The sequence below is a fragment of the Aliikangiella marina genome (assembly GCF_007004765.1).
GTDB lineage: Bacteria > Pseudomonadota > Gammaproteobacteria > Enterobacterales > Kangiellaceae > Aliikangiella > Aliikangiella marina.
Window position 1 is genome coordinate 518,602 of record NZ_VIKR01000001.1, and the last position, 20,631, is coordinate 539,232.

Consider the following 20,631-nt stretch of genomic DNA (forward strand, 5'->3'; position numbering starts at 1 on the left):
GAAATTTCTGCCTATAAGTCTTGCGACTAGTAGCCTAATGCCTTAAAATGCGCGCCCTTAAATAGGAATCCCAAGGTTCATAAAAGCAATAATAGCTACCAAGGGTCCTGACAAAAACTTAAAACTAAGCCAGTAACTTTCTTAGTTTTCGATTGAAAATCAAGAAGTTGCAATTAAGTGAAGGAGATTTTTCACTATGTATGCGGTAATTCAAAGTGGTGGTAAACAACACCGAGTTTCCGAAGGTCAAGTTGTTAGACTTGAAAAGATTGACGGCGAAAAAGGCGCAGCAATCGATTTCGACAAAGTTTTATTGGTAGGTGAAGGTGCTGATTTAGCATTAGGCGCACCTTACCTCGAAGGCGCTAAGGTCTCAGGCGAGATCGTAGAGCATGGTCGTGGCAAGAAAGTCAAGATCGTTAAATTCAAACGTCGTAAGCACCATATGAAACGTATGGGCCATCGTCAATGGTTTACTGAAGTTAAAATTACTGGCATTAGCAAGTAATCTAACTCAACTGATTCAGGAGAGATATAATGGCTCATAAGAAAGCTGGTGGTAGTACTCGTAACGGTCGCGATTCCGAAAGTAAACGCCTTGGTGTTAAGCGCTACGGTGGTGAAAAGGTTTCTGCGGGCAGCATCATTGTTCGTCAACGTGGTACCCAGTTCCACGCTGGCAATAACGTCGGCATCGGGCGTGACCATACTTTATTCGCTAAAGCTGATGGCGAAGTGAAGTTTGAAGTAAAAGGTTTACGTAACCGTCGCACAGTGAGCATCATCACTCACTAAGTGCGTTTCCAGCCTGGTTGCTGGAACAAAAGCCTTCTATAATAAAAAAGCTCCGATATTCGGGGCTTTTTTTATATCGGTAAAGTGTTTTAATTCACACAAGTTATCAAGACTGAGATTGTAAATCATGAAATTCGTAGACGAAGTGACCATAAAGGTAAAAGCTGGTAACGGCGGTAGCGGTATCTGTAGCTTTCGTCGCGAAAAATATATTCCTAAAGGTGGCCCAGACGGGGGCGATGGCGGCGATGGTGGTAGTGTCTATTTGATCGCCGATTCTGAGCTTAATACATTGGTCGATTATCGGTATGTACGTTTTTATGGTGCTGAAAACGGTGAAAAGGGTGGTGCTAAAAATTGCACTGGTGCAAAAGGCAGTGATTTAGTTTTACCGGTCCCAGTAGGAACCAGAGTCGTCAACCGAGAAACGGATGAACTCATTGGTGATATGCAAAAGGCCGGCGAGAAACTGCTTGTTGCCAGGGGCGGATTTCATGGCTTAGGAAACACACGATTTAAAAGCAGTGTTAATCGGACTCCACGCCAAACCAGTAAAGGTTCACCGGGTGACTTTCGCGAATTGAAGCTAGAGTTGCGCGTTTTGGCCGATGTAGGATTGTTAGGGTTACCGAACGCTGGTAAGTCGACGTTTATCCGCAGTGTTTCGGCGGCTCGCCCTAAAGTTGCTGATTATCCTTTTACTACCTTAGTCCCAAATTTAGGGGTTGTTGCCCCCGAACCTCACCGAAGTTTCGTGATTGCAGATATCCCGGGTGTTATCGAAGGGGCGGCAGAAGGCGCTGGATTAGGTGTTCGGTTTTTAAAACATTTATCTCGCACCCAATTGTTGTTGCATTTGGTCGATTTGAAGCCTTTCGATGAATCCGATCCGCTTGAAAATGTTAAGGCGATTCTCGGAGAGTTAGAACGATACTCTGAGGAATATCAGAGCGATCTCAACCAAAAAGAAGTTTGGTTAGTATTTAACAAATGTGATTTGTTGTTAGAAGACGAAGTTGAGGAAGCTAAAAACCGGATTCTTGAAGCGCTCGATTGGCAGGGGCCCTATTATGTTATATCGGGTCTGGAAAGCCAAGGGACCAAAAAACTGTGCTTTGATATTCTCGAACACATCGAATCTGAAAAAGATAAAGCTGAAAAAGACAAAGAAGAAACGGGAACCCATCCTGAAGAAACGCAATCGCAAGCAGGTTCGCTCGAGTAAGACAGTCAGTGACTTTTTAAAAGGTAATAAAAAACCCGCCATTAGGCGGGTTTTTTGTATTCGGTCTAGGCTAACCTCATCGGTTATGCCATAGCCTTAATTTGCGCGTTGAAACGGCTCTTATGACGAGCAGCTTTGTTTGCGTGAATTAGGCCTTTACCAGCAGCGACGTCAAGGACAGAAACTGCTTTAGTGTATGCAGCTTCAGCTGCAGCTTTGTCACCAGATGCAATCGCAGCAACAACTTTCTTCATGTATGTGCGCATCATAGAACGACGGCTAGCATTATGCTGGCGACGACCTTCAGCCTGACGTGCACGCTTCTTTGCGGATTTAATATTAGCCAAGGCTTTGCTCCTGAAATTAGGCTTACGTTTTAAGGTGCGGGAATATACAGGTTTTTTGGGGGGATATCAAGGTAAATTATGATAATTTCTTGTTTCTCTGTCATATTCCCTCAAGCCTCGTCGTTTCTGGCTTTAGGCAATTTTACGATCGGCATATTTGGTCCATAATTGTGCCATTTAAATAGCGGATTTGCATGCGATAATTTCATTGACGGATTATGGCTAACTGGCTAACCTTAGGTGCCTCGTAGTAGAACCCCGCTGACCGAAACCGATTACAGCAAAGCACTATCAGCTAAACAAGTTAAAAAACCGTTGCGACCGGATAATAACAATGGAGAAATAGGTGTCGAAGCAACTTTTAAAGTCTGGAATCATTGTTAGCGCAATGACCTTTTTGTCTCGGATCTTAGGATTGGTTCGAGATATCGTAATGACTTACGTATTAGGTGCTGAGTGGGCGACAGACGTATTTCTGGTCGCCCAAAAAATCCCTAACTTTTTACGCCGCCTATTCGCCGAGGGCGCATTTTCTCAGGCCTTCGTGCCCGTTCTTGCGGAGTACCAAACCAATAAAACCGTCCAAGATGTGAAGCGTCTAATTGCTGAAACGGCGGGTACGCTTGGCGCTATACTCTTGGTTGTTGCGATCTTGGGGGTGATTGGTTCACCTGTTTTAGTCACGCTTTTTGGACCAGGTTTTATTGGCAAAGAACAGGAGTTTGAGCTAGCGTCCTTGATGCTTAAAATTACCTTTCCTTATATTCTTTTTATCTCGCTTACGGCTTTTTGTGGCTCTGTATTAAATAGTGTTGGTCGATTTGGCATTCCAGCATTTACCCCTGTTCTGCTGAACGTATCCATCATATCGGCTGCGATCATCGTGACACCCGCTATCGAAGAAAAGACTGCATTGGCATTAGCTTGGGGGGTGTTTGTCGCAGGAGTCGTTCAATTGTTACTTCAGCTTCCATTTTTATGGAAAGAGGGACTATTGGCGAGACCGCGGTGGGGATGGGACTCTCCAGGCGTACAAAAAATTCTCACTTTGATGGGGCCGGCACTATTTGGCGTTTCGGTTGGTCAAATTAACCTTCTGCTTGATACGATTTTGGCGTCCTTTTTGGAGCGGGGCAGTATTACCTGGCTTTATGTTTCTGACCGAATGTTAGAGTTTCCGCTCGGTATATTTGCGATTGCCATTTCGACAGTCATTTTACCGTCGTTGTCTCGACAGCATGCGAGTGATGACAAAGCAGAGTTCAATCGAACCTTTAACTGGGGCTTGCGGCTTGTATTCCTGATAGGTATTCCCGCAACCATAGGCCTATTTATGATGGCGGAGCCGATTATATTGACGGTGTTCCAAAATGGTAAATTCGGGTTAAATGATGCTTATTTAGCTTCCTTGAGTTTAAAGGCGTATATCGTTGGACTACTCGGTTTTATGTTGATAAAAGTCCTCGCGACTGGGTTTTACTCGCGACAAGATACCAAGACGCCGGTAAAAATCGCCATAATCGCTATGGTGACGAATATGGTGTTCAATCTTATTTTATTTTTCCCGCTTAAACATGTTGGGCTTGCACTTGCTACTGCCATATCAGCCATTGTTAATGCGTCATTGTTGTTTATCAACCTCAAGCGTATCGGTGTCTTCATCGCTGATGGTCGATGGAATAGTTGGTTTGCTAAATTGGCCCTGGCAAACCTTGTTCTTGTTGGCTTTATCTTCCTAGTCATGGCGCCGACTCAAGATTGGCAGAACTGGGATGTTTGGCAGCGAGTCTGGAACATGGTGATTTTAGTCTTCGGTTCCATCGGAGTTTATGCGCTTACTTTGTTCGCCGCGAGGGTCAGAATGAGCGATTTACGCCAGACTTAGGGGGTTATTGTTTGTTTAAATGATAAACATTATTTGATGGCAGCAAAGCTCTATCAGTGGCCGCTTGTCTAGTATATAATCCAGCGACTTTGGCGTTTGCGCACCAGGAAAAACATGAAATTAATCCGAGGGTTAGTGAACCTTCAACATCAAAATGAGAGCAGTGTTGCAACCATTGGCAACTTTGATGGTGTGCATGTCGGACACCAAGCGATTATTGAGAAAGTTTTAGCGAAAGCAAAGCAACTCGGATTACCTTCTTGTGTCTTGCTATTTGAACCCCATCCTAAAGAATACTTCATGGGCGAGAGCTGTCCGCCTCGGCTGACGTGTTTCCGCGAAAAATACAATGCTTTGAAGGATTTGGGGGTGGACAAGCTGGTGGTGCTTCAGTTCAATCAGTCATTGCGAAACATGGAGGCGATTGCGTTTGTTCAGTCGATTCTTATCGAGCGATTGAGTATCAAGCATCTTGTCGTCGGTGATGATTTTCATTTTGGTAAGCAACGCAAAGGTAACTTTCAGTTATTGGAGCAGATGTCAGTAGGGCAATATACTCTTGAACCGACGCCCAGTGTTTTGGTTGATGGTGAGCGAGTAAGCAGTACACTTATCCGTAAAACGTTGGCCCAAGCAGATTTAGCTAAAGCTAAAAAATTACTTAATCGAGCGTTTACAATCTCTGGAAAAGTTGGTTTTGGACAGCAATTGGGAAGAACGATCAACTTCCCGACTGCAAATGTCGCCATCAAGCGGATAAAAGCCCCCTTAAATGGTGTGTTTTTGGTGAAGTGCCGATGGACAGCCTTGGGTGAGAATTGTAGCGCTTGGGGAGCCGCAAATTGCGGTTCTCGGCCAACCGTGGATGGGACTCTGCACCGTCTAGAAGTTCACCTGTTGGATGCCAATCCAGATCTCTATGGTATAGAGTTAATGGTTGAGTTTATCGCGTCAATTCGTGCCGAGAAGAAATTCGACAGCGTCGAAGCATTAAAAAGACAAATTGTTCGCGATGTTGAAGTATCGAGAAAACTGATTAGTCAGTTTGAGACTATCGAGTAAATTAAAGATTAACAAATAATAGTAAATTTTGGATAAACAAATGACAGATTACAAACCCACATTGAATCTACCGCAAACCGATTTTCCGATGCGCGGTAACTTGGCTCAAAACGAGCCAAAAGTCTTGGCCCAATGGACCAAAGATGGGTTGTATGAAAAAATTAGAAATGCGTGCAAAGGGCGTCCCAATTTTACTTTGCACGATGGTCCTCCTTATGCGAATGGCGACATTCACATCGGTCACGCTGTGAATAAAATCCTCAAAGATGTGATCGTGAAGAGTAAAACTCTAAGTGGTTTTGACGCGCCCTATGTTCCTGGGTGGGACTGTCATGGTTTGCCGATCGAAAACCAAGTTGAAAAGAAAATCGGTAAAGCTGGGGTTAAAGTACCGTTTGGTGAATTCCGAGATAAATGTCGAGCTTATGCGGCTAAACAGGTGGAAGGCCAGAAGAAAGATTTTATCCGTTTAGGCGTGTTTGGTGATTGGGATAATCCTTACCTGACAATGAATTATGAGACTGAAGCAGACATCATTCGATCGCTTGCTAAAATAGTTGACAATGGTCATTTACATCGCGGCTTTAAACCGGTTTATTGGAGCGTTGTCGGTGGTTCTGCACTCGCTGAAGCTGAGGTTGAATATCAAGACAAAACCTCCTTCTCAATCGATGTGCGTTATGCCCCACAAGATGAAGCGGAAGTGCTGGCGAAATTCAAGCCTGTCGATGGCGATTTAGGTGAAGGCGAACTGTCGGCGGTTATCTGGACCACAACACCTTGGACACTTCCTTCTAGTCAAGCGATATCGGCGCACGCTGAACTGGAATACGCATTGGTTGAACTGGATGTTTCTACCGAAGCTGACGAACGCCTCGGTAACGGCAAAGAGAGAATCATCTTAGCAAGCGAAATGGTTGAAGATATCATGCAACGCTGGCATGTTGAAAGCTATAAAATAGTCGGCACCACAAAAGGTAAAGCGCTAGAAAAACTGGTGTTTCAACATCCGTTCACGGAGCGTGACATTCCTTTAATCTTGGGTGAGCACGTTACAACCGATGCTGGTACAGGCTTGGTTCATACTGCACCTGATCATGGTATGGAAGATTTTGTCGTGGGTAAAGAGTATGGCATCGGCACGCTCAACCTAGTGGGTCCTAATGGTGTCTTTGCTGAAGAAGCTCCTGCAGTTGCTGGACAACACGTTTATAAAGTCGACGCGCCAATTTCTGAAATGTTAGCGGAACAAGGTCGCCTTATTCGCTTAGATAAAATCAGACACAGCTACGCTCATTGCTGGCGAACTAAAACGCCATTAATTTATCGAGCAACGCCTCAGTGGTTTATCTCAATGGAGCAAAACGGTTTACGCGAAATGGCGATGCAATCGATTAAAGATGTTCAATGGGTACCTGATTGGGGACAAGCCCGTATCGAAGGTATGGTCGATGGTCGTCCCGATTGGTGTATCTCTCGTCAACGAACTTGGGGCGTACCTCTTTGTCTGGTGGTTCACAAAGAGACTGAAGAGCTGCATCCAAAAGCGACTGAAATCATGGAGCGAGTTGCCAAGCTTGTGGAAGAAAAAGGTATGCAAGCCTGGTTTGATGTGCCACTTGAAGATTTAATCGGTGATGAAGCAGAGCAGTATCAGAAAATAGACGACACCTTGGATGTATGGTTTGATTCTGGTGTCACTCATTCGGCTGTGATGGGGCGTCGAGAAGAATTGTTTGAGCCAGCTGATCTTTATCTCGAAGGCTCTGATCAACATCGTGGTTGGTTCCAGTCTTCATTGCTTACCGGGATCGCGATGAACGGTCATGCGCCCTATAAAGCCGTGCTTACTCATGGTTTTACGGTTGATGCGCAAGGCAACAAAATGTCAAAGTCGTTAGGCAATGTTGTCGCACCGCTCGATGTTATCAATAAGCTTGGTGCAGATATTCTGCGTCTTTGGGTCGCTTCGACAGATTATCGTTCAGAAATAACTGTTTCCGAAGAAATCTTAAAACGTACGGCGGATAAATATCGCCGGATGCGCAACACTGCACGGTTCTTCTTGGCTAATTTAAGTGGCTTCAACCCGGAAACCGATATGGTTACCGCTGATGATATGTTGCCGCTCGATCGCTGGGCAGTCGCTAAGTGTCTTGAAGCACAAAAGGAAATCCACGCGGCTTTTGATGAGTACAACTTTCTAGCAGCAACCAATGCGATGCATCACTTTTGCTCGTTTGATATGGGGAGCTTTTACCTCGATATCATCAAAGATAGACAGTACACCGCCAAAGCGGGTTCATTAGCCCATAAATCTTGTCAAACGGCGTTGTATCACATTGTTCAGGCGGTCACGCGTTGGTTCGCGCCAGTGCTTTCTTTTACCGCTTACGAGATCTGGCAACAGATTCCTGGCGTAAAAGAGAATACGATTTTCTGGGAAACTTGGTATGAAGGTCTGTTTGCTTATGATGCGGACGCGAAAATATCGCAAGCAGACTGGAAAGTCATCGACCAAGTGAAAACTGAGGTGAATAAAGCCATCGAAGTAATGCGTAAAGACGGCGGTATCGGTGGTTCACTTGAAGCTGAGGTAACTTTGTGCGCGACTGACGAGATTGCATCAGTGCTAGAGAAACTCGAGGATGAGCTTCGGTTTGTTTTAATTACTTCACAAGCGAAAGTGGTTCGCGGTGACTCTGGAACGCAAACTGAAATGCCAGGTCTTAACTTAGAGATTGTTGCTTCAGCAGCTGAAAAGTGTGACCGTTGCTGGCACCGTCGAGAAGACGTCGGCGAGAATGATGCGCATCCGTTATTGTGTTCTCGTTGTGTGACCAATGTTGACGGTGACGGCGAAACGCGTTTATACGCATAGACTGGATTATAGAATTTGTATGGCGAAGTTTAAATTCAAACCCCATGATTTACAGCCCTGGCAAACAGGGCTTTTCTGGTTATGGATTTCGATATTATTTTTTGTGCTTGACCAGTGGACCAAAAGCTTTGCGGTGGAGTATTTCACCACGCCAGGCAATCCATCAGTTGTCGAGGTGATGCCTTCTTTTAACTTTATTTTGCGGTACAACACCGGTGCAGCCTTTTCGTTTTTGGCTGGCGCTGGCGGTTGGCAGGTCTATTTTTTTAGTACCATTGCCACGCTAGTCAGTTTAGGCATTATGTACTGGCTATACACGTTGCCGCGCAGTAACCGTTGGTTGGGGTGCTCATTGGCATTTATTTTAGCGGGTGCAATTGGTAATTTATATGATCGCCTGACCCTTGGAAAAGTCGTCGACTTTATCGATTGGTATTATCAAAACTATCACTGGCCAGCGTTTAATATTGCTGATGCAGTGATCATGTTAGGTGCGGTAATGATGCTGTTAGATGGGTGGGTGAATAAAGAAGACTATGCGTCCAATGATAAATCGTCATCGGCACCGGCTGGCGACAGCAATAAATCAATTAAAGATTCTGACAAAGCAGTTAAAGAATAGATTATGAGTGAAGTAGTAACATCAAGCAGCCGAGTTTTGGCTGATGTAACCATTAAGTTAAAGGACGGTAGTGTCGCTGATAGTACCAAAGTCAGTGGTAAGCCGAGCTGGCTGGTTATGGGAGATGGTAGTTTTAGTGATGCCTTTGAAGATTATCTCTTGGGCGCGAAAGTCAATGATACTTTGACCTTTGAATTACCTGCCAAGGATGCTTTTGGTGAGTCGATTCCTGACAATATTCATTTCATGGATATCAGTCAGTTTCCGCAAGATGTAAAGCTTGAAAAGGGCGCGATAGTCGGTTTCGAGAGCGCCGATGGCGGCCAGATACCGGGCATTATTCGAGAAATACAAGCGTCTTCTGTGAAGGTGGATTTTAACCATCCATTAGCAGGCGAAGATATTGTTTTTGAAGTTGAAATCAAGCAAATAGCAGCGTAAAGATTGGATTAAACAATGAAAATTATGTTGGCAAACCCACGAGGTTTTTGTGCAGGCGTTGATAGAGCAATTGAGATTGTTAACCGTGCGATAGAACTATTTGGGGCACCGATTTATGTCAAGCATGAAGTTGTGCATAACAAATTTGTGGTCGATGATTTGAAACAAAAAGGGGCAATTTTCATCGAGGATCTTGGTGAAGTTCCTGAGGGCAGTACCTTGATTTATAGCGCTCACGGAGTTTCTCAAGCGGTCAAAAACGAAGCGAAACAGCGTGAGTTTAGAGTATTTGATGCAACATGTCCTTTGGTGACAAAGGTCCATATGGAGGTTGTGCGTAAAAGTCGCAACGGCGAAGAGGGCATTTTGATTGGCCATAAAGGACATCCTGAAGTCGAAGGGACGATGGGGCAATACTCAAATACCGAAGGCGGTATTTATCTGGTTGAAGATGCCGAGGATATCAAGAATCTTGAAGTTAAAAATCCTGAGAAGCTCTTTTATGTGTCTCAAACCACCTTGTCGGTCGATGAAACGAAGGAACTGATTGAGTTGTTAAAAGCGAAGTTTCCTGCCATACAAGGCCCCAAAAAAGATGACATATGCTATGCAACGCAAAACCGCCAAGATGCGGTTAAGACTCTGTCGCAAAGCTCATCGTTAATTTTAGTCGTTGGTAGCCGAAATAGCTCTAATTCTAACCGCTTAAAAGAGCTTGCAGAAAAAGAAGGCAGTCAAGCCTATCTTATTGATAATGCGTCTGAAATTAAGAATGAATGGCTTCAGGGAGTCGCCACTGTAGGAGTGACTGCTGGGGCGTCAGCGCCTGAAGTTTTAGTTCAAGAAGTGATTCAAAAGTTGAAGGATTTTGGTGGCGAAATGGAATCTTTTCCGACTGAAAATCCCGAAAACATGTACTTCCCAGTGCCAATTGAATTGCGTTGATTTACCGTTTTTTCCTTTCCGCGTAGTATTTGTATAAAATCAAAGAGATAGCGGCCTCGCAGCCGTTTATCTCCGCGAATGTGACTTCTATCACATTAAGGCGTTATAACGTTCCACTTATCCCTCAAAGTTATACAACTATCGGCTCTCAGTTGATATATAAGCACATTCTTATACTATTTCATTATGGCAAAAATATTGGGTTTGCCTCTCGGAAACATTGGTTTGTTAATATGACATCAAAACAACAAGGTTTTACTCTATCGGAGCTGTTATTGACGGTGACCATTGCGGCAATTTTACTTGGCGTAGCGTTACCATCATTCAACAATTTAATTGCTGAATCAAAGCTTACGTCTACGACCAATGCGCTCATCGGCGCGCTTAACTTAGCAAGATCAGAAGCAATTGAAGCGGGCGCACAAGTGACCGTAGAGCCTGTTGGCGGTGGCGGTTTTCAGCTCAGAAACTTAACCACAAACGCTGTTCTAAGAACTTTCGACCCGCCGGGTGACGGAGTCACGATTACCGCGTCTGGCGCTGGAGTAACCTACCAGGCTAATGGTTATAGAGCGTTCGGTAGTCCCGAGTTCACCCTCGAAGTTTGCAATAACAAGAATAACGGTCGAGAAATTACGGTAGCGACTGGTGGTGGAGTAACCGTGGTGGAAAAATCATGTTGATTAATAAGTCGTTTGCCAATCAAGCTGGCGTATCACTCATAGAAATCCTGGTTACAACCTTAATTTTGGGTGTTGGACTTCTTGGCGTTGCAGCGCTACAGATATCAAGTTTATCAAGCAACCAAGAAGGGCTTTTTGCCTCTCAAGCAACTGCAATTGCTGAAGACTACGCATCGAGAGTTCGCTCTTCGAAAACTAGCACTGTTATGCCCAATACTAATATTAGTTACGCTCAGTTTGTCGCTGCTTACCACAATGGTAACAACGCGCCCCTGGCTTGTGCCGCGGCGCCAGCGCAATTGTGCCGTTCTGATGCAGGAAATGCAGCCCTAGACTGTACACTAGCGCAGCTCGCTATTTACGACCAGTGGGAAGTTTGTTCTGCGGCTCAAGAGGCATTGCCAGGTGGTTTAGTGAGAGTGCTCAACAATGGCATCCGGTTGACTATCGTTGTTGATTGGGATTCTGAGCAAGGCCGAGAAGATATTGGCAATGTTGCCGTTCGCAACAATAATTGCTCGCCGCTTACTGGTAGCAACACCCGTAACTGTGTGATTTTGGAGTTGGTTCCATGAAGTCATCATTTATTTCAGCCAAGCAAAAAGGTTTCTCGTTAGTCGAGTTAATGGTTGCCGCTCTTTTGGGGCTGGTACTACTTGGCGGTGTGATCCAGCTGTTTTTAGGTTCGAATGAAAACTATCGCATGCAAGATGAGTTAGCTTCTATCCAAGAAGATGGTCGATTTGCTTTGATGTTTCTTAATGAACAAATCGAAATGGCGGGTTGGACTGATCCTTCCTCATCGCAAGTAGTTAGTGCGATAGATTTTGGTAACTCAGCGGACGGCTTAAACGATACCATCGCCATGTCTTACGTTCGCGCAATTGACGGCGTTAACAATCTAGATTGCAACGGTAATGTTGTTCTAAATGGCATAGTCACTAATCAGTTCTCGGTTAATGCTGATAACGAATTGGTTTGTCGTGGCATGGGCGCAGGCGGCGTGGCACAACCATTAATTAGTGGTGTGTCGAGCTTCCAAGTTCTGTACGGTGTAGAGACTGAGTTGGTTTGTCCGGATGGTGTGGTAGACCGTTATATGACTCGGGATGAAGTTAATGCAGCTGGACTCACCGGTAATGTCATGGCGGTTAGAGTGTCACTTCTGTTGAATAGTGGCGAAGAAATATTAGCTGAGAATTTGACTGATCAGTTTCAAGTTGCCGATCAAAATTTAAACTTCAATGACAGACGCGTTCGCCGATTGTTTCAGGAAACCGTGTTTATGCCCAATTCGGCTTATAACATATTAGTTAATTCTGATGCTGCAGTTAAGTGTATGTCAGGTTTTTAATTGAATATCAGGAATAGATTAAGTGTTTACTAAAAAGCTTACAAAGTATCCTAGTTTTCAAAAATCACAACAAGGTGCCGCGTTATTTGTCGCGCTGATTATGTTGTTAATTTTAACGATTGTTGGTTTATCAGCTTCGCAAAGAAGTACTTTGCAAGAAAGAATGGCCGCTAATATGCATTTAGACAAAATGACATTTAGTGTGGCAGAAAGTGCCATCAGTGCGTTCGTAGCAGAAGCGAATACCGGTAACAAAATTGATCCCGCTCACGTGTTGTTTGAACTTCGCACGACGGGTGATGTAGTGAATAAACAGTATGACTTGAATGGCGGTCGAGTTGCTTCTGGGTTTATTGATAGTAACAGTGGCGGAGGCAGTTTAAGAGCGCAAATCGTACCAACTATCCTCGATGATTGTGATAAAACCTGCGGCGGATTTAGTTTAGGTTTGGGATCGTTGAGTGCAAACATCGGTTGTCGAAATTATTTGCTCACTGGTAATGGCCAGTTAGTCAAAGACGGACAAGTTTTAAAAACTGCGACTACGCAGTTATGGGCAAGAGAAATTACTGCGTGTAACTAAGCGCCTAGGGTAGTTTGTTCATAGGATTTTCAGAAATTCAAATATTCCGAACCTGTTGAGTTTTAGAGTATTTAGATTTCTAGATTAGAAAGTTTTTAGATTAGTAATTTTTAGATTAAACAAGCTTTTAGAATAGTTTTGTTCTAAAACAAATTGAGAATTTTGCCGGAGGTTAAGGCAATGATGAAAATCAGTAAGTTGTTTGGAAAAATTGGGCTCGTAATCGGTTATAGCTTTTTAAGTTTGCAGACTGCCTATGCTGAAGATACCGAAGTATTTTTTGCGCCAGCAAATTCTACAGCGACTATCAAACCGAATGTTATGTTTATCATCGATACTTCAGGCAGTATGCGCTGGGGCGTCGACGGTACTTATAATGTTCCTTATGAAGAGCGCCGTCTGACCATTGTCAAGAATGTAATGGACGACTTGCTGACCGATTTGCAAAATGTCAATGCCGGCTTAATGCGATTTACGCGTGGTAACAGCTCCGATAGCAGTGCGAAAGGTGGTCCAGTACTTTTCCCTGTATTGGATATCGATTTGCCAGCAACGCCAATTGTTGAGCAAGAAGTTTCAAACGGAGCGAATGATGGTTATGAAGATGGTGGCACGGTTGTTTGGTTGAATACCCAACAACTCAATATCGACGGTGCTGCGGCTGCATACACTGGTTTGCGTTTTGAGGGCCTAAATATTCCACAAGGCGCAACGATCAAACGAGCGACCGTTTCTTTTACTGCCAACGGTGATTCAACCGGCGCAGCTAAGTTCAATATTTATGGTCAACTAGTACCCTCAGCACCGGCGTTTACCACCGCAATAACCAATATTTCGGCACGACTGGCGACGCCAACCACAAACGTTGTCACTTGGGAGCCGGTTGAATGGTCGGATAGGCAGTCGTATACAACGCCTGATATCAAAGATGTTGTTCAAGAGATGGTTGACCAAGCTGATTGGTGTGGCGGCAACGATTTAGCCCTTCTAATCGAAGGAACCGGTAACGAGGCTCGCGTAGCCTATAGTGCTGAGGGCGATGCGGCCTTTGGCGGTGCGGATGAAGAAAGTGACAATGTCACCGCGGCTCGAATTCGCGTGGAGTATGAAAGTATCCTACCACCTGGCGCGAATGGTTGTATTACTGGAAATGAGCAGACATTCCCAGTTGTTGATGGTGCGCACGACACTGAACAAAATTTAGGCGTTGGTGGGCTGCAGTTGGATTTCGAATCGAATAACTTGATAGGCGTTGGGTTTGCTAACGTTGATATTCGTCAAGGTACGACCATCGAAGATGCTTACATCGAATTCACTGCACGTGCTGATGATGGTGGTAGCGCGACTGCGGATATTTGGGCGGTTAATAGTAATAACCCACCGATGGACGATACCATGATATGGGAGCCGAGTCGTACAGCGAGTGTTAACTGGTCTGGTATAGAAGACTGGGACACCAATGAGGTATACCGAACCGTATCAGTTACTTCGATTGTTCAAGCGTTAGTTAACCGTAGCGATTGGGATGCGGGTACCAAAGACATGGCGTTTGTTGTTGATTTCCTATCGGGTGCGAATAACCGTAGAGCGCGCAGTTATAATGATGATCCGGCTCGCGCGCCTCGTTTGGTAGTCTCTCTTTCCGAGTCAGTTTACACTCCTGGTGCAATTACGCTTCGAGAAGACTTAAGAACTGCGGTACAGGGATTGCCCCACACAGGTAATACGCCTATCAGTGACACGATTGCTGAAGCCGGCTTGTATTTTACCGGTGGAAACATGTTATGGGGACAAACCCGTAATAATCATCAAAACAACCGTGTTAGTCATCCGTTGTCGTATATCAATGGAACCCAGATTACGCCTGCGGGTTGTTCACCTGATAACCCTGATGATACCGATTGTCGCGGAGAGGTTATCATTGGTAATCCTCAATATATTTCACCAATTGTCGAGCAATGCCAAACTAACCATATCGTTTATCTAACGGATGGTGCGCCAACCAGTCACCACATTGAAACAGAGCAAGTCTACAGTGCCTGGACTGGAGGCAGCTCGTGTAACCGTGGTAATGCGCGTGCTGATTGTGCAATTGATATTGCTGGTTACTTACACAATAACGACCTGTCGCCTTTACCAGGTAAGCAAACAATCAATACTCACATGATTGGTTTTGGTTCTGGCGCGGACCCGGTGTTGATGAAGCAAATGGCGGACGCTGGTGGTGGTGGTCACTATTCGGCGCAATCTAAAGATGAATTAGTCGCGGTTTTAAAAACCATTGTTGATTCGATTGCTTCTGTCAGTACGACTTTCGTAACAACTGGTGTAACCGTTAACCAGTACAACCGCTTGACTAACAGTGAACAACTTTACTTCAGTTTATTTACACCATCATCGCAAAATGTATGGCCTGGAAACGTGAAGCGTTATCGTTTAGCGAATGGTGAAATCGTTGATTTTAAAGGTAACAACGCGATTGATAAGTTAAGTGGTGAATTTTCAAAGGACTCTCAAAGTTACTGGTCAGATGGTATTGATGGTAATCGTGTAGACGAAGGTGGTGTCGCTGAGCAGTTAACCAATAACCGTAAAATATTTACTAATATCGTGTCGACTGATATTTCAAGCTCAGCGAATCGATTTAATGAAACTAATATCACTTCTGCGATGTTGAATACCATTGATGAGCAAGATAGATTGCGGGTCATCCATTGGACGATGGGTGTAGATGTAGATGATCCGTCGTATTCGTTCTCTGACCCTTTCGCGGCACCAGCACACAAACAAATTGCTGATCCATTGCATTCTCAGCCATCAATTGTGTCTTACGCGACTGGCGGAAGTTCTTTGGACGTGGTGTTTGTCGGTACCAATGACGGCTTTTTAAGAGCATTTGATACTGACGAGAATAGTGGTGAAGAGCTCTGGTCATTTATACCCAAAGAATTACTTGACAGGTTATCGAGTATTCAAAAAGGGGTCGTTTCATCGCATAACTATGGTATCGATGGTTCTATCAGTATTTATATTGATGATGCAAATAACAATGGCCAGGTAGATGTTGGTTCGGAAAAAGCTTACTTATATGTTGGAATGAGACGCGGCGGTAGAAGTTATTACGCTATTGATATCTCCAATCCGAGCGCGCCTTCATTGAAGTTTATTATTTCAGGAGCTTCGGGTGTTGGTCCTGGCCAAGTAGGTTCAGCTTACGCGAAACTCGGTCAAACCTGGTCTCGTCCAATCATCGGCAAACTAAAGTTGCCAGGTGGTAATTCAGATGACCTAGTAATGGTATTTGGCGGCGGATATGATACCGGCCAAGATTTAGCGGGTACTCCTGCTAGAACTGACGCTGTGGGTAACGTTGTGTATATTGCTAATGCGCTAACCGGTGATATGTTGTGGTCATCTGATAGTGCGATTGACCCTGGCGAAAGTGAGGGACCATTGAATATGAACTCGGTCCCTGCAGACATCACAGCATTCGATCTGGACGGCGATGATTATATTGACCATATGTACGCTTCGGATACCAAGGCGCAGATTTTCCGCTTTGATGTTGATAAAGATACTCAAACGATTAAAGGTGGTCGTATCGCATCGCTTCAAACCGCTGCAGATGTCGCCAATAACAGACGCTTTTACTACCCAGTCGATGCGGCATTGATAAAGCTGATTGATGATAGTTTTGTCTCAGTTTCTATCGGCTCTGGTTATCGTGCTCATCCCTTGGATGAAAATATCACTGACCATTTTTATATGATTCGCGATGAGGGCGTGTTAAAAGGTCAATTTGATATGGACGTGACTATGGGTGACTTAACCGATGTATCAAGTTTAATTGGTGATTCTGATGGTGATGGCACCAGTGACGCTGCCGCGCAAATTGAGGCTGATGGTAACAATGGCTGGTATGTGAGTTTTAGCAACTCAGGAGAGAAAGTTATTGAGCGTTCTATTACGTTCAACAACGCGGTTATTTTCACAACCTACTTACCGCCGAGTAATAGTGGAAACTCATGTGAAGCTGCAGCCGGTGGCAGTCGAATCTATGGTCTTCGAATTGTTGATGGTAACCCTTATCTTGACACTAACTTTGATGGTCAGATTAATGAGTCAGACCGTTACGCTGAGTTAGTGGGTGCTGGTATTGCTCCACCTCCTCAAGTATTATTGGAAGGTACTGATGAGGGGGTTAAGCCGCGTCTATGTGTTGGTACGCAGTGTAATCTAGAAGATTTCTTACCAGATACAACTCAGGGCATTGTGGGTTATCGTTGGAGTAACTAGAGGGTTTCATATGAAAAAGCTGAAGGGGTTTACCCTGGTCGAATTGTTAATTGTTGTGGCAATCGTTGGTGTAATTGCAGCGGTAGCCTACCCGAGTTACACGGATTATGTTGTCCGAGGTAAGCGGGCTGAGGCCATGGCTGCTCTCACTAATGCCGCTCAAGCGATGGAACGTCATAGAGTTGCTAATTACAGTTACACCCTAGCTGGTGGCTTGGGAGATGTATTTTCGACACAAGTACCTGTTGATGGAAGCGCCACAGCTTACTACACTCTGTCAGCAGCGACGACTGCTACCACCTATACCTTAACAGCAACTCCGATCGGCAGTATGGCGGGACTCGATGATGCTTTAACGCTAACCAATACAGGCGCTAAAACTTGGGGCGCTAAGACCTGTTGGCCAGAAAATGGTCCCGATTGCTAAATTGTCAAAGTTGATAAAAAAACCTGCCAATGGCAGGTTTTTTTGACTTTGAGACATTGACTGAACTTATAGTAGAACTTAAAGCCAAACTGAAATATACGGCGGATAATTGATTAAAACTAAAGCGGCCGATTATCTTCAACTTCAGAAGAGAAATTAAATTTAATTAATTCAACCATTTTTTTTCCGTCCCATCCGTAGGCGATAGAATTGCCATTAACCTGATTTTCAATAGCCACAAAATTAGTCCCAAATTTCATTGGCGCGACACCGGCAATTCTTTTTAATGTCTTCTTAGAAGCTGCGTCCAGATACTGGTTGCCAGGTACTTTGGCATACTCCTTAATTTTAGAGAGTTTATGAGTCGATCTCCCGGAGATATACGCTGCGAGGAAGAACTTGTTGTTTTGTTCAAGAATCCCCACCCAATCTAAAACTTTATCGCCATTAAAGTCTTTTTCGACTTGCATGGGGCAAAGCAATTCCTCGTTATCAATAATGTTTTTGAGTGCCCTGGAAGGAATGATATTGGGTCTTTTTATGCCACCTTTTTCTGACATAACCAATTCTTTGAATAGCTGGGTATCACAAATGTTGTTTGCTTGTGCAGGGGCTAAATTAAGCCCGCCTAACGCGCTTAGCAACAAACCAAGATAAACTTTTTTCATTAATACTGTCTCGTAATCGATCATTTATTTATTGCCATCATACACCAAAGCTATACGCCTTAAAATATACGGTTTTAGGGAGTTTTAGAGATTACCTAGTGACCATTTTCTGGTAAGATCTTGCGCCTTTATAATCAGCATTTAATATCGCCATGCAAAAGCAAGATTTTAGGTTTGATTTGCCAGAATCACTTATCGCGAATGAACCTTGTAGCAACCGCACTGACAGCCGCCTTATGGTGTTAGATCCTGTGGAAAATACTTGTCAGCATAAGCATTTTCGAGATTTGGTCGACTTTCTCAATCCTGAAGATTGCTTGATATTTAATAACACTAAAGTTATCCCTGCTAGACTCCAAGGCACGCGAGAGTCAGGCGGTAAAGTTGAGGTGTTGGTTGAACGAGTAATACCAGGCGACGATTATGATACTTGTGTTGCTCAAGTCCGTGCCAGTAATACACCCAAGAAAGGAGCCAAAATCAATATTGCGGAGGAACTTGCGCTGGAAGTCATTGGCAGAGAGGGAGCTTTTTTTAAGTTAAAGTCGCTCAGTCAAGGGCCTTTGTTTGAGTTGATAGAAAAGTACGGTGCGATGCCGTTGCCGCCCTACATCAAAAGAGAAGCTGAAGAAGTCGACAAACAGCGTTATCAAACTGTTTACGCAGAAAAACAAGGGGCTGTCGCTGCACCGACCGCAGGCTTGCATTTTGATGAAGCTTTGATGCAGAAAATAACCAATAAAGGCGTTGCTACAGGATTTGTGACCTTACACGTTGGCGCAGGAACTTTTACTCCCGTCAGAGTCGATAATATTACACAACATCAAATGCATTCTGAGTGGTATGAGTTATCTGAGTCTGTCGTGCAGCTGGTTAATGAAACTCGGTCAAAAGGTGGGCGAGTAATCGCGGTCGGTACAACATCGGTAAGGTGTTTAGAGTCTGCGTCACGGGCTGGTGAAATTAAGGCCTCCAGTGGTGAGACGGATATTTTTATTTATCCTGGTTATGAATTCAAAGCGGTTGATGGATTGATAACCAACTTTCATTTATCGGAGTCTACTTTGTTAATGCTCGTTAGTGCATTTGCCGGTAAGGACTTTATGCTAGAACAATATCGAGTCGCTGTAGAAAACCAATATCGATTCTTTAGTTATGGCGACTCAATGTTTATTCAAAACCGGCTCCCGTAAATTCTGATTTAAAAGGTCAATTAATGAAATTTAAATTATTAACAACAGACGGTGCGGCAAGACGAGCGCAGCTTGAGTTTGAGCGCGGCACTGTCAATACGCCAGCTTTTATGCCGGTTGGAACTTATGGGTCGGTAAAAGGTATGTCACCGGAACGGGTTGAACATACTGGAGCAGAAATTATTTTGGGCAATACTTTTCATTTGATGCTCAGACCGGGTACCGAGATCATTCAAATGCATGGCGATTTACATGATTTCACCCACTGGCAGGGACCTATCTTGACGGATTCCGGGGGGTTTCAGGTATTTAGTCTGGGAGATTTGCGTAAAATTACCGAGGAAGGAGTAACTTTTCGCTCTCCGGTTAATGGCGAGAAAGTCTTCTTAGGTCCAGAAGAGTCAATGCAAGTTCAACGAGAGCTTGGCTCAGATATTGTCATGATTTTTGACGAATGTACCCCGTACCCAGCAACTGAAGAAGAAGCTAAGGTGTCAATGGAGCTGAGTCTTCGTTGGGCAAAACGTTCGAAAGAAGCGCATGGCGATAACCCGGCGGCATTGTTCGGTATTGTCCAAGGCGGTATGTATCCTGAGCTGAGAGAAGTTTCCCGCATCGGACTCGAAGCGATTGGCTTTGACGGATATGCCATTGGCGGGTTATCTGTCGGCGAATCCAAAGAGGAAATGAAGATGGTATTGGATAATCTAATGCCTAATATGCCAGATAATAAGCCGCGGTATTTGATGGGCGTTGGCAAGCCTGAGGACATCGTTGAGGCTGTGCGACGCGGTGTGGATATGTTTGATTGTGTAATTCCTACCAGAAACGCCAGAAATGGGCATCTTTTTACCTCGACGGGAGTTGTAAGAATAAGGAATAGCCCCAATAAAAAGGATACCGGGCCAATCGATCCAAACTGTGATTGTTATACCTGCCAAAACTACAGTCGAGCCTATATCCACCATATGGATAAGTGTGGGGAAATGTTTGGTGCTGAGTTGGCAACTATTCACAATTTGCATTATTACCAGCATTTGATGAAAGGTTTGCGCGAGGCGATAGAAACGGGTACATTGACCGACTTTGTCGAGAAATTTTATGCTGATAGGGGCCTAGAGGTCCCGCCAATGGCTAGTTTGTAACCAATGAATGAATTTTGAGTGGCCTTATCAATTAAGGCTATTTAAATCGACCAATAGATAGAGAAATATAAATATCCAA

General features: G+C 44.3%; 19 protein-coding genes. 17 read left to right on the forward strand and 2 right to left on the reverse strand.

The genetic code is table 11. The features are described from left to right. The first annotated feature begins 196 nt into the window (after window positions 1-196). The 3 genes from rplU to cgtA all read left to right on the forward strand — a co-directional run bounded on the left by rplU (window position 197) and on the right by cgtA (window position 2,020). Window positions 197-508 (forward strand): 50S ribosomal protein L21, encoded by a 312-nt coding sequence (rplU, locus tag FLL45_RS02355; RefSeq protein WP_142888179.1) that lies wholly within the window; start codon window positions 197-199, stop codon window positions 506-508. A 29-nt stretch (window positions 509-537) separates the two neighbouring features. Then, window positions 538-795, forward strand: coding sequence for a 50S ribosomal protein L27 (gene rpmA / locus FLL45_RS02360; protein WP_142888180.1), 258 nt, complete (start codon window positions 538-540; stop codon window positions 793-795). Window positions 796-922: 127 nt separating this feature from the next. Next, on the forward strand, window positions 923-2,020 hold the full coding sequence (gene cgtA / locus FLL45_RS02365) for an Obg family GTPase CgtA (protein ID WP_142888181.1): 1,098 nt from the start codon (window positions 923-925) through the stop codon (window positions 2,018-2,020). A gap of 83 nt (window positions 2,021-2,103) precedes the next feature. Here cgtA and rpsT read toward each other — a convergent pair whose 3' ends face one another. Next, complete coding sequence (gene rpsT, locus FLL45_RS02370; protein ID WP_142888182.1) at window positions 2,104-2,367, reverse strand: 30S ribosomal protein S20; 264 nt, start codon at window positions 2,365-2,367, stop codon at window positions 2,104-2,106. A 346-nt stretch (window positions 2,368-2,713) separates the two neighbouring features. Here rpsT and murJ point away from each other — a divergent pair, with 346 nt between their 5' ends. From murJ to FLL45_RS02430, 12 genes are all read left to right on the forward strand, one after another. Next, window positions 2,714-4,252, forward strand: coding sequence for a murein biosynthesis integral membrane protein MurJ (gene murJ / locus FLL45_RS02375; protein WP_142888183.1), 1,539 nt, complete (start codon window positions 2,714-2,716; stop codon window positions 4,250-4,252). Between the two features lie 114 nt (window positions 4,253-4,366). Then, entirely contained in the window at window positions 4,367-5,314 is a 948-nt protein-coding gene (gene ribF / locus FLL45_RS02380) for a bifunctional riboflavin kinase/FAD synthetase (RefSeq protein WP_142888184.1), read from the forward strand. Between the two features lie 40 nt (window positions 5,315-5,354). Further along, window positions 5,355-8,195 (forward strand): isoleucine--tRNA ligase, encoded by a 2,841-nt coding sequence (ileS, locus tag FLL45_RS02385; RefSeq protein WP_142888185.1) that lies wholly within the window; start codon window positions 5,355-5,357, stop codon window positions 8,193-8,195. Between the two features lie 19 nt (window positions 8,196-8,214). After that, window positions 8,215-8,817, forward strand: coding sequence for a signal peptidase II (gene lspA / locus FLL45_RS02390; RefSeq protein ID WP_142888186.1), 603 nt, complete (start codon window positions 8,215-8,217; stop codon window positions 8,815-8,817). Window positions 8,818-8,820: 3 nt separating this feature from the next. Further along, window positions 8,821-9,258 (forward strand): FKBP-type peptidyl-prolyl cis-trans isomerase, encoded by a 438-nt coding sequence (fkpB, locus tag FLL45_RS02395; RefSeq protein WP_142888187.1) that lies wholly within the window; start codon window positions 8,821-8,823, stop codon window positions 9,256-9,258. A 15-nt stretch (window positions 9,259-9,273) separates the two neighbouring features. Beyond that, window positions 9,274-10,203: a 4-hydroxy-3-methylbut-2-enyl diphosphate reductase gene (ispH, locus tag FLL45_RS02400; protein ID WP_142888188.1), complete on the forward strand. Its 930-nt coding sequence runs from the start codon at window positions 9,274-9,276 to the stop codon at window positions 10,201-10,203. 233 nt (window positions 10,204-10,436) lie between these two features. Beyond that, entirely contained in the window at window positions 10,437-10,886 is a 450-nt protein-coding gene (locus FLL45_RS02405; protein WP_142888189.1) for a GspH/FimT family pseudopilin, read from the forward strand. Next, entirely contained in the window at window positions 10,880-11,461 is a 582-nt protein-coding gene (pilV, locus tag FLL45_RS02410; RefSeq protein WP_142888190.1) for a type IV pilus modification protein PilV, read from the forward strand. The genes FLL45_RS02405 and pilV overlap by 7 nt, the downstream gene beginning before the upstream one ends. Next, a complete protein-coding gene (locus FLL45_RS02415; RefSeq protein WP_142941131.1) occupies window positions 11,458-12,240 on the forward strand; it encodes a PilW family protein in 783 nt (260 codons plus the stop codon). Before pilV ends, FLL45_RS02415 begins: the two co-directional genes overlap by 4 nt. Window positions 12,241-12,262: 22 nt before the next feature. Continuing rightward, window positions 12,263-12,823 carry a pilus assembly PilX family protein gene (locus FLL45_RS02420; RefSeq protein ID WP_210247094.1) on the forward strand — a complete coding sequence of 187 codons (561 nt, stop codon included), beginning with the start codon at window positions 12,263-12,265 and terminating at the stop codon, window positions 12,821-12,823. A gap of 180 nt (window positions 12,824-13,003) precedes the next feature. Further along, on the forward strand, window positions 13,004-17,119 hold the full coding sequence (locus FLL45_RS02425; RefSeq protein WP_142888191.1) for a PilC/PilY family type IV pilus protein: 4,116 nt from the start codon (window positions 13,004-13,006) through the stop codon (window positions 17,117-17,119). A 10-nt stretch (window positions 17,120-17,129) separates the two neighbouring features. Beyond that, the gene (locus tag FLL45_RS02430; protein WP_142888192.1) at window positions 17,130-17,546 is read left to right on the forward strand and encodes a type IV pilin protein; all 417 of its coding nucleotides are present in this window, start codon (window positions 17,130-17,132) and stop codon (window positions 17,544-17,546) included. Between the two features lie 119 nt (window positions 17,547-17,665). Here the strand turns inward: FLL45_RS02430 and FLL45_RS02435 are convergent, their stop codons facing one another. Then, window positions 17,666-18,214 (reverse strand): hypothetical protein, encoded by a 549-nt coding sequence (locus FLL45_RS02435; RefSeq protein WP_142888193.1) that lies wholly within the window; start codon window positions 18,212-18,214, stop codon window positions 17,666-17,668. A gap of 152 nt (window positions 18,215-18,366) precedes the next feature. On the opposite strand from FLL45_RS02435, the gene queA reads away from it, so the two are divergent. Continuing rightward, the gene (queA, locus tag FLL45_RS02440) at window positions 18,367-19,407 is read left to right on the forward strand and encodes a tRNA preQ1(34) S-adenosylmethionine ribosyltransferase-isomerase QueA (RefSeq protein WP_142888194.1); all 1,041 of its coding nucleotides are present in this window, start codon (window positions 18,367-18,369) and stop codon (window positions 19,405-19,407) included. Between the two features lie 23 nt (window positions 19,408-19,430). Beyond that, window positions 19,431-20,552, forward strand: coding sequence for a tRNA guanosine(34) transglycosylase Tgt (tgt, locus tag FLL45_RS02445; RefSeq protein WP_142888195.1), 1,122 nt, complete (start codon window positions 19,431-19,433; stop codon window positions 20,550-20,552). Window positions 20,553-20,631 lie beyond the last annotated feature (79 nt).

Coding starts and splice junctions, on each gene's coding strand:
- rplU (WP_142888179.1), top strand. CDS start 197: ATGTATGCGGTAATTCAAAGTGGTGGTAAACAACACCGAGTTTCCGAA.
- rpmA (WP_142888180.1), top strand. CDS start 538: ATGGCTCATAAGAAAGCTGGTGGTAGTACTCGTAACGGTCGCGATTCC.
- cgtA (WP_142888181.1), top strand. CDS start 923: ATGAAATTCGTAGACGAAGTGACCATAAAGGTAAAAGCTGGTAACGGC.
- ribF (WP_142888184.1), top strand. CDS start 4,367: ATGAAATTAATCCGAGGGTTAGTGAACCTTCAACATCAAAATGAGAGC.
- ileS (WP_142888185.1), top strand. CDS start 5,355: ATGACAGATTACAAACCCACATTGAATCTACCGCAAACCGATTTTCCG.
- lspA (WP_142888186.1), top strand. CDS start 8,215: ATGGCGAAGTTTAAATTCAAACCCCATGATTTACAGCCCTGGCAAACA.
- fkpB (WP_142888187.1), top strand. CDS start 8,821: ATGAGTGAAGTAGTAACATCAAGCAGCCGAGTTTTGGCTGATGTAACC.
- ispH (WP_142888188.1), top strand. CDS start 9,274: ATGAAAATTATGTTGGCAAACCCACGAGGTTTTTGTGCAGGCGTTGAT.
- FLL45_RS02405 (WP_142888189.1), top strand. CDS start 10,437: ATGACATCAAAACAACAAGGTTTTACTCTATCGGAGCTGTTATTGACG.
- pilV (WP_142888190.1), top strand. CDS start 10,880: ATGTTGATTAATAAGTCGTTTGCCAATCAAGCTGGCGTATCACTCATA.
- FLL45_RS02415 (WP_142941131.1), top strand. CDS start 11,458: ATGAAGTCATCATTTATTTCAGCCAAGCAAAAAGGTTTCTCGTTAGTC.
- FLL45_RS02425 (WP_142888191.1), top strand. CDS start 13,004: ATGATGAAAATCAGTAAGTTGTTTGGAAAAATTGGGCTCGTAATCGGT.
- FLL45_RS02430 (WP_142888192.1), top strand. CDS start 17,130: ATGAAAAAGCTGAAGGGGTTTACCCTGGTCGAATTGTTAATTGTTGTG.
- FLL45_RS02435 (WP_142888193.1), bottom strand. CDS start 18,214: ATGAAAAAAGTTTATCTTGGTTTGTTGCTAAGCGCGTTAGGCGGGCTT.
- queA (WP_142888194.1), top strand. CDS start 18,367: ATGCAAAAGCAAGATTTTAGGTTTGATTTGCCAGAATCACTTATCGCG.
- tgt (WP_142888195.1), top strand. CDS start 19,431: ATGAAATTTAAATTATTAACAACAGACGGTGCGGCAAGACGAGCGCAG.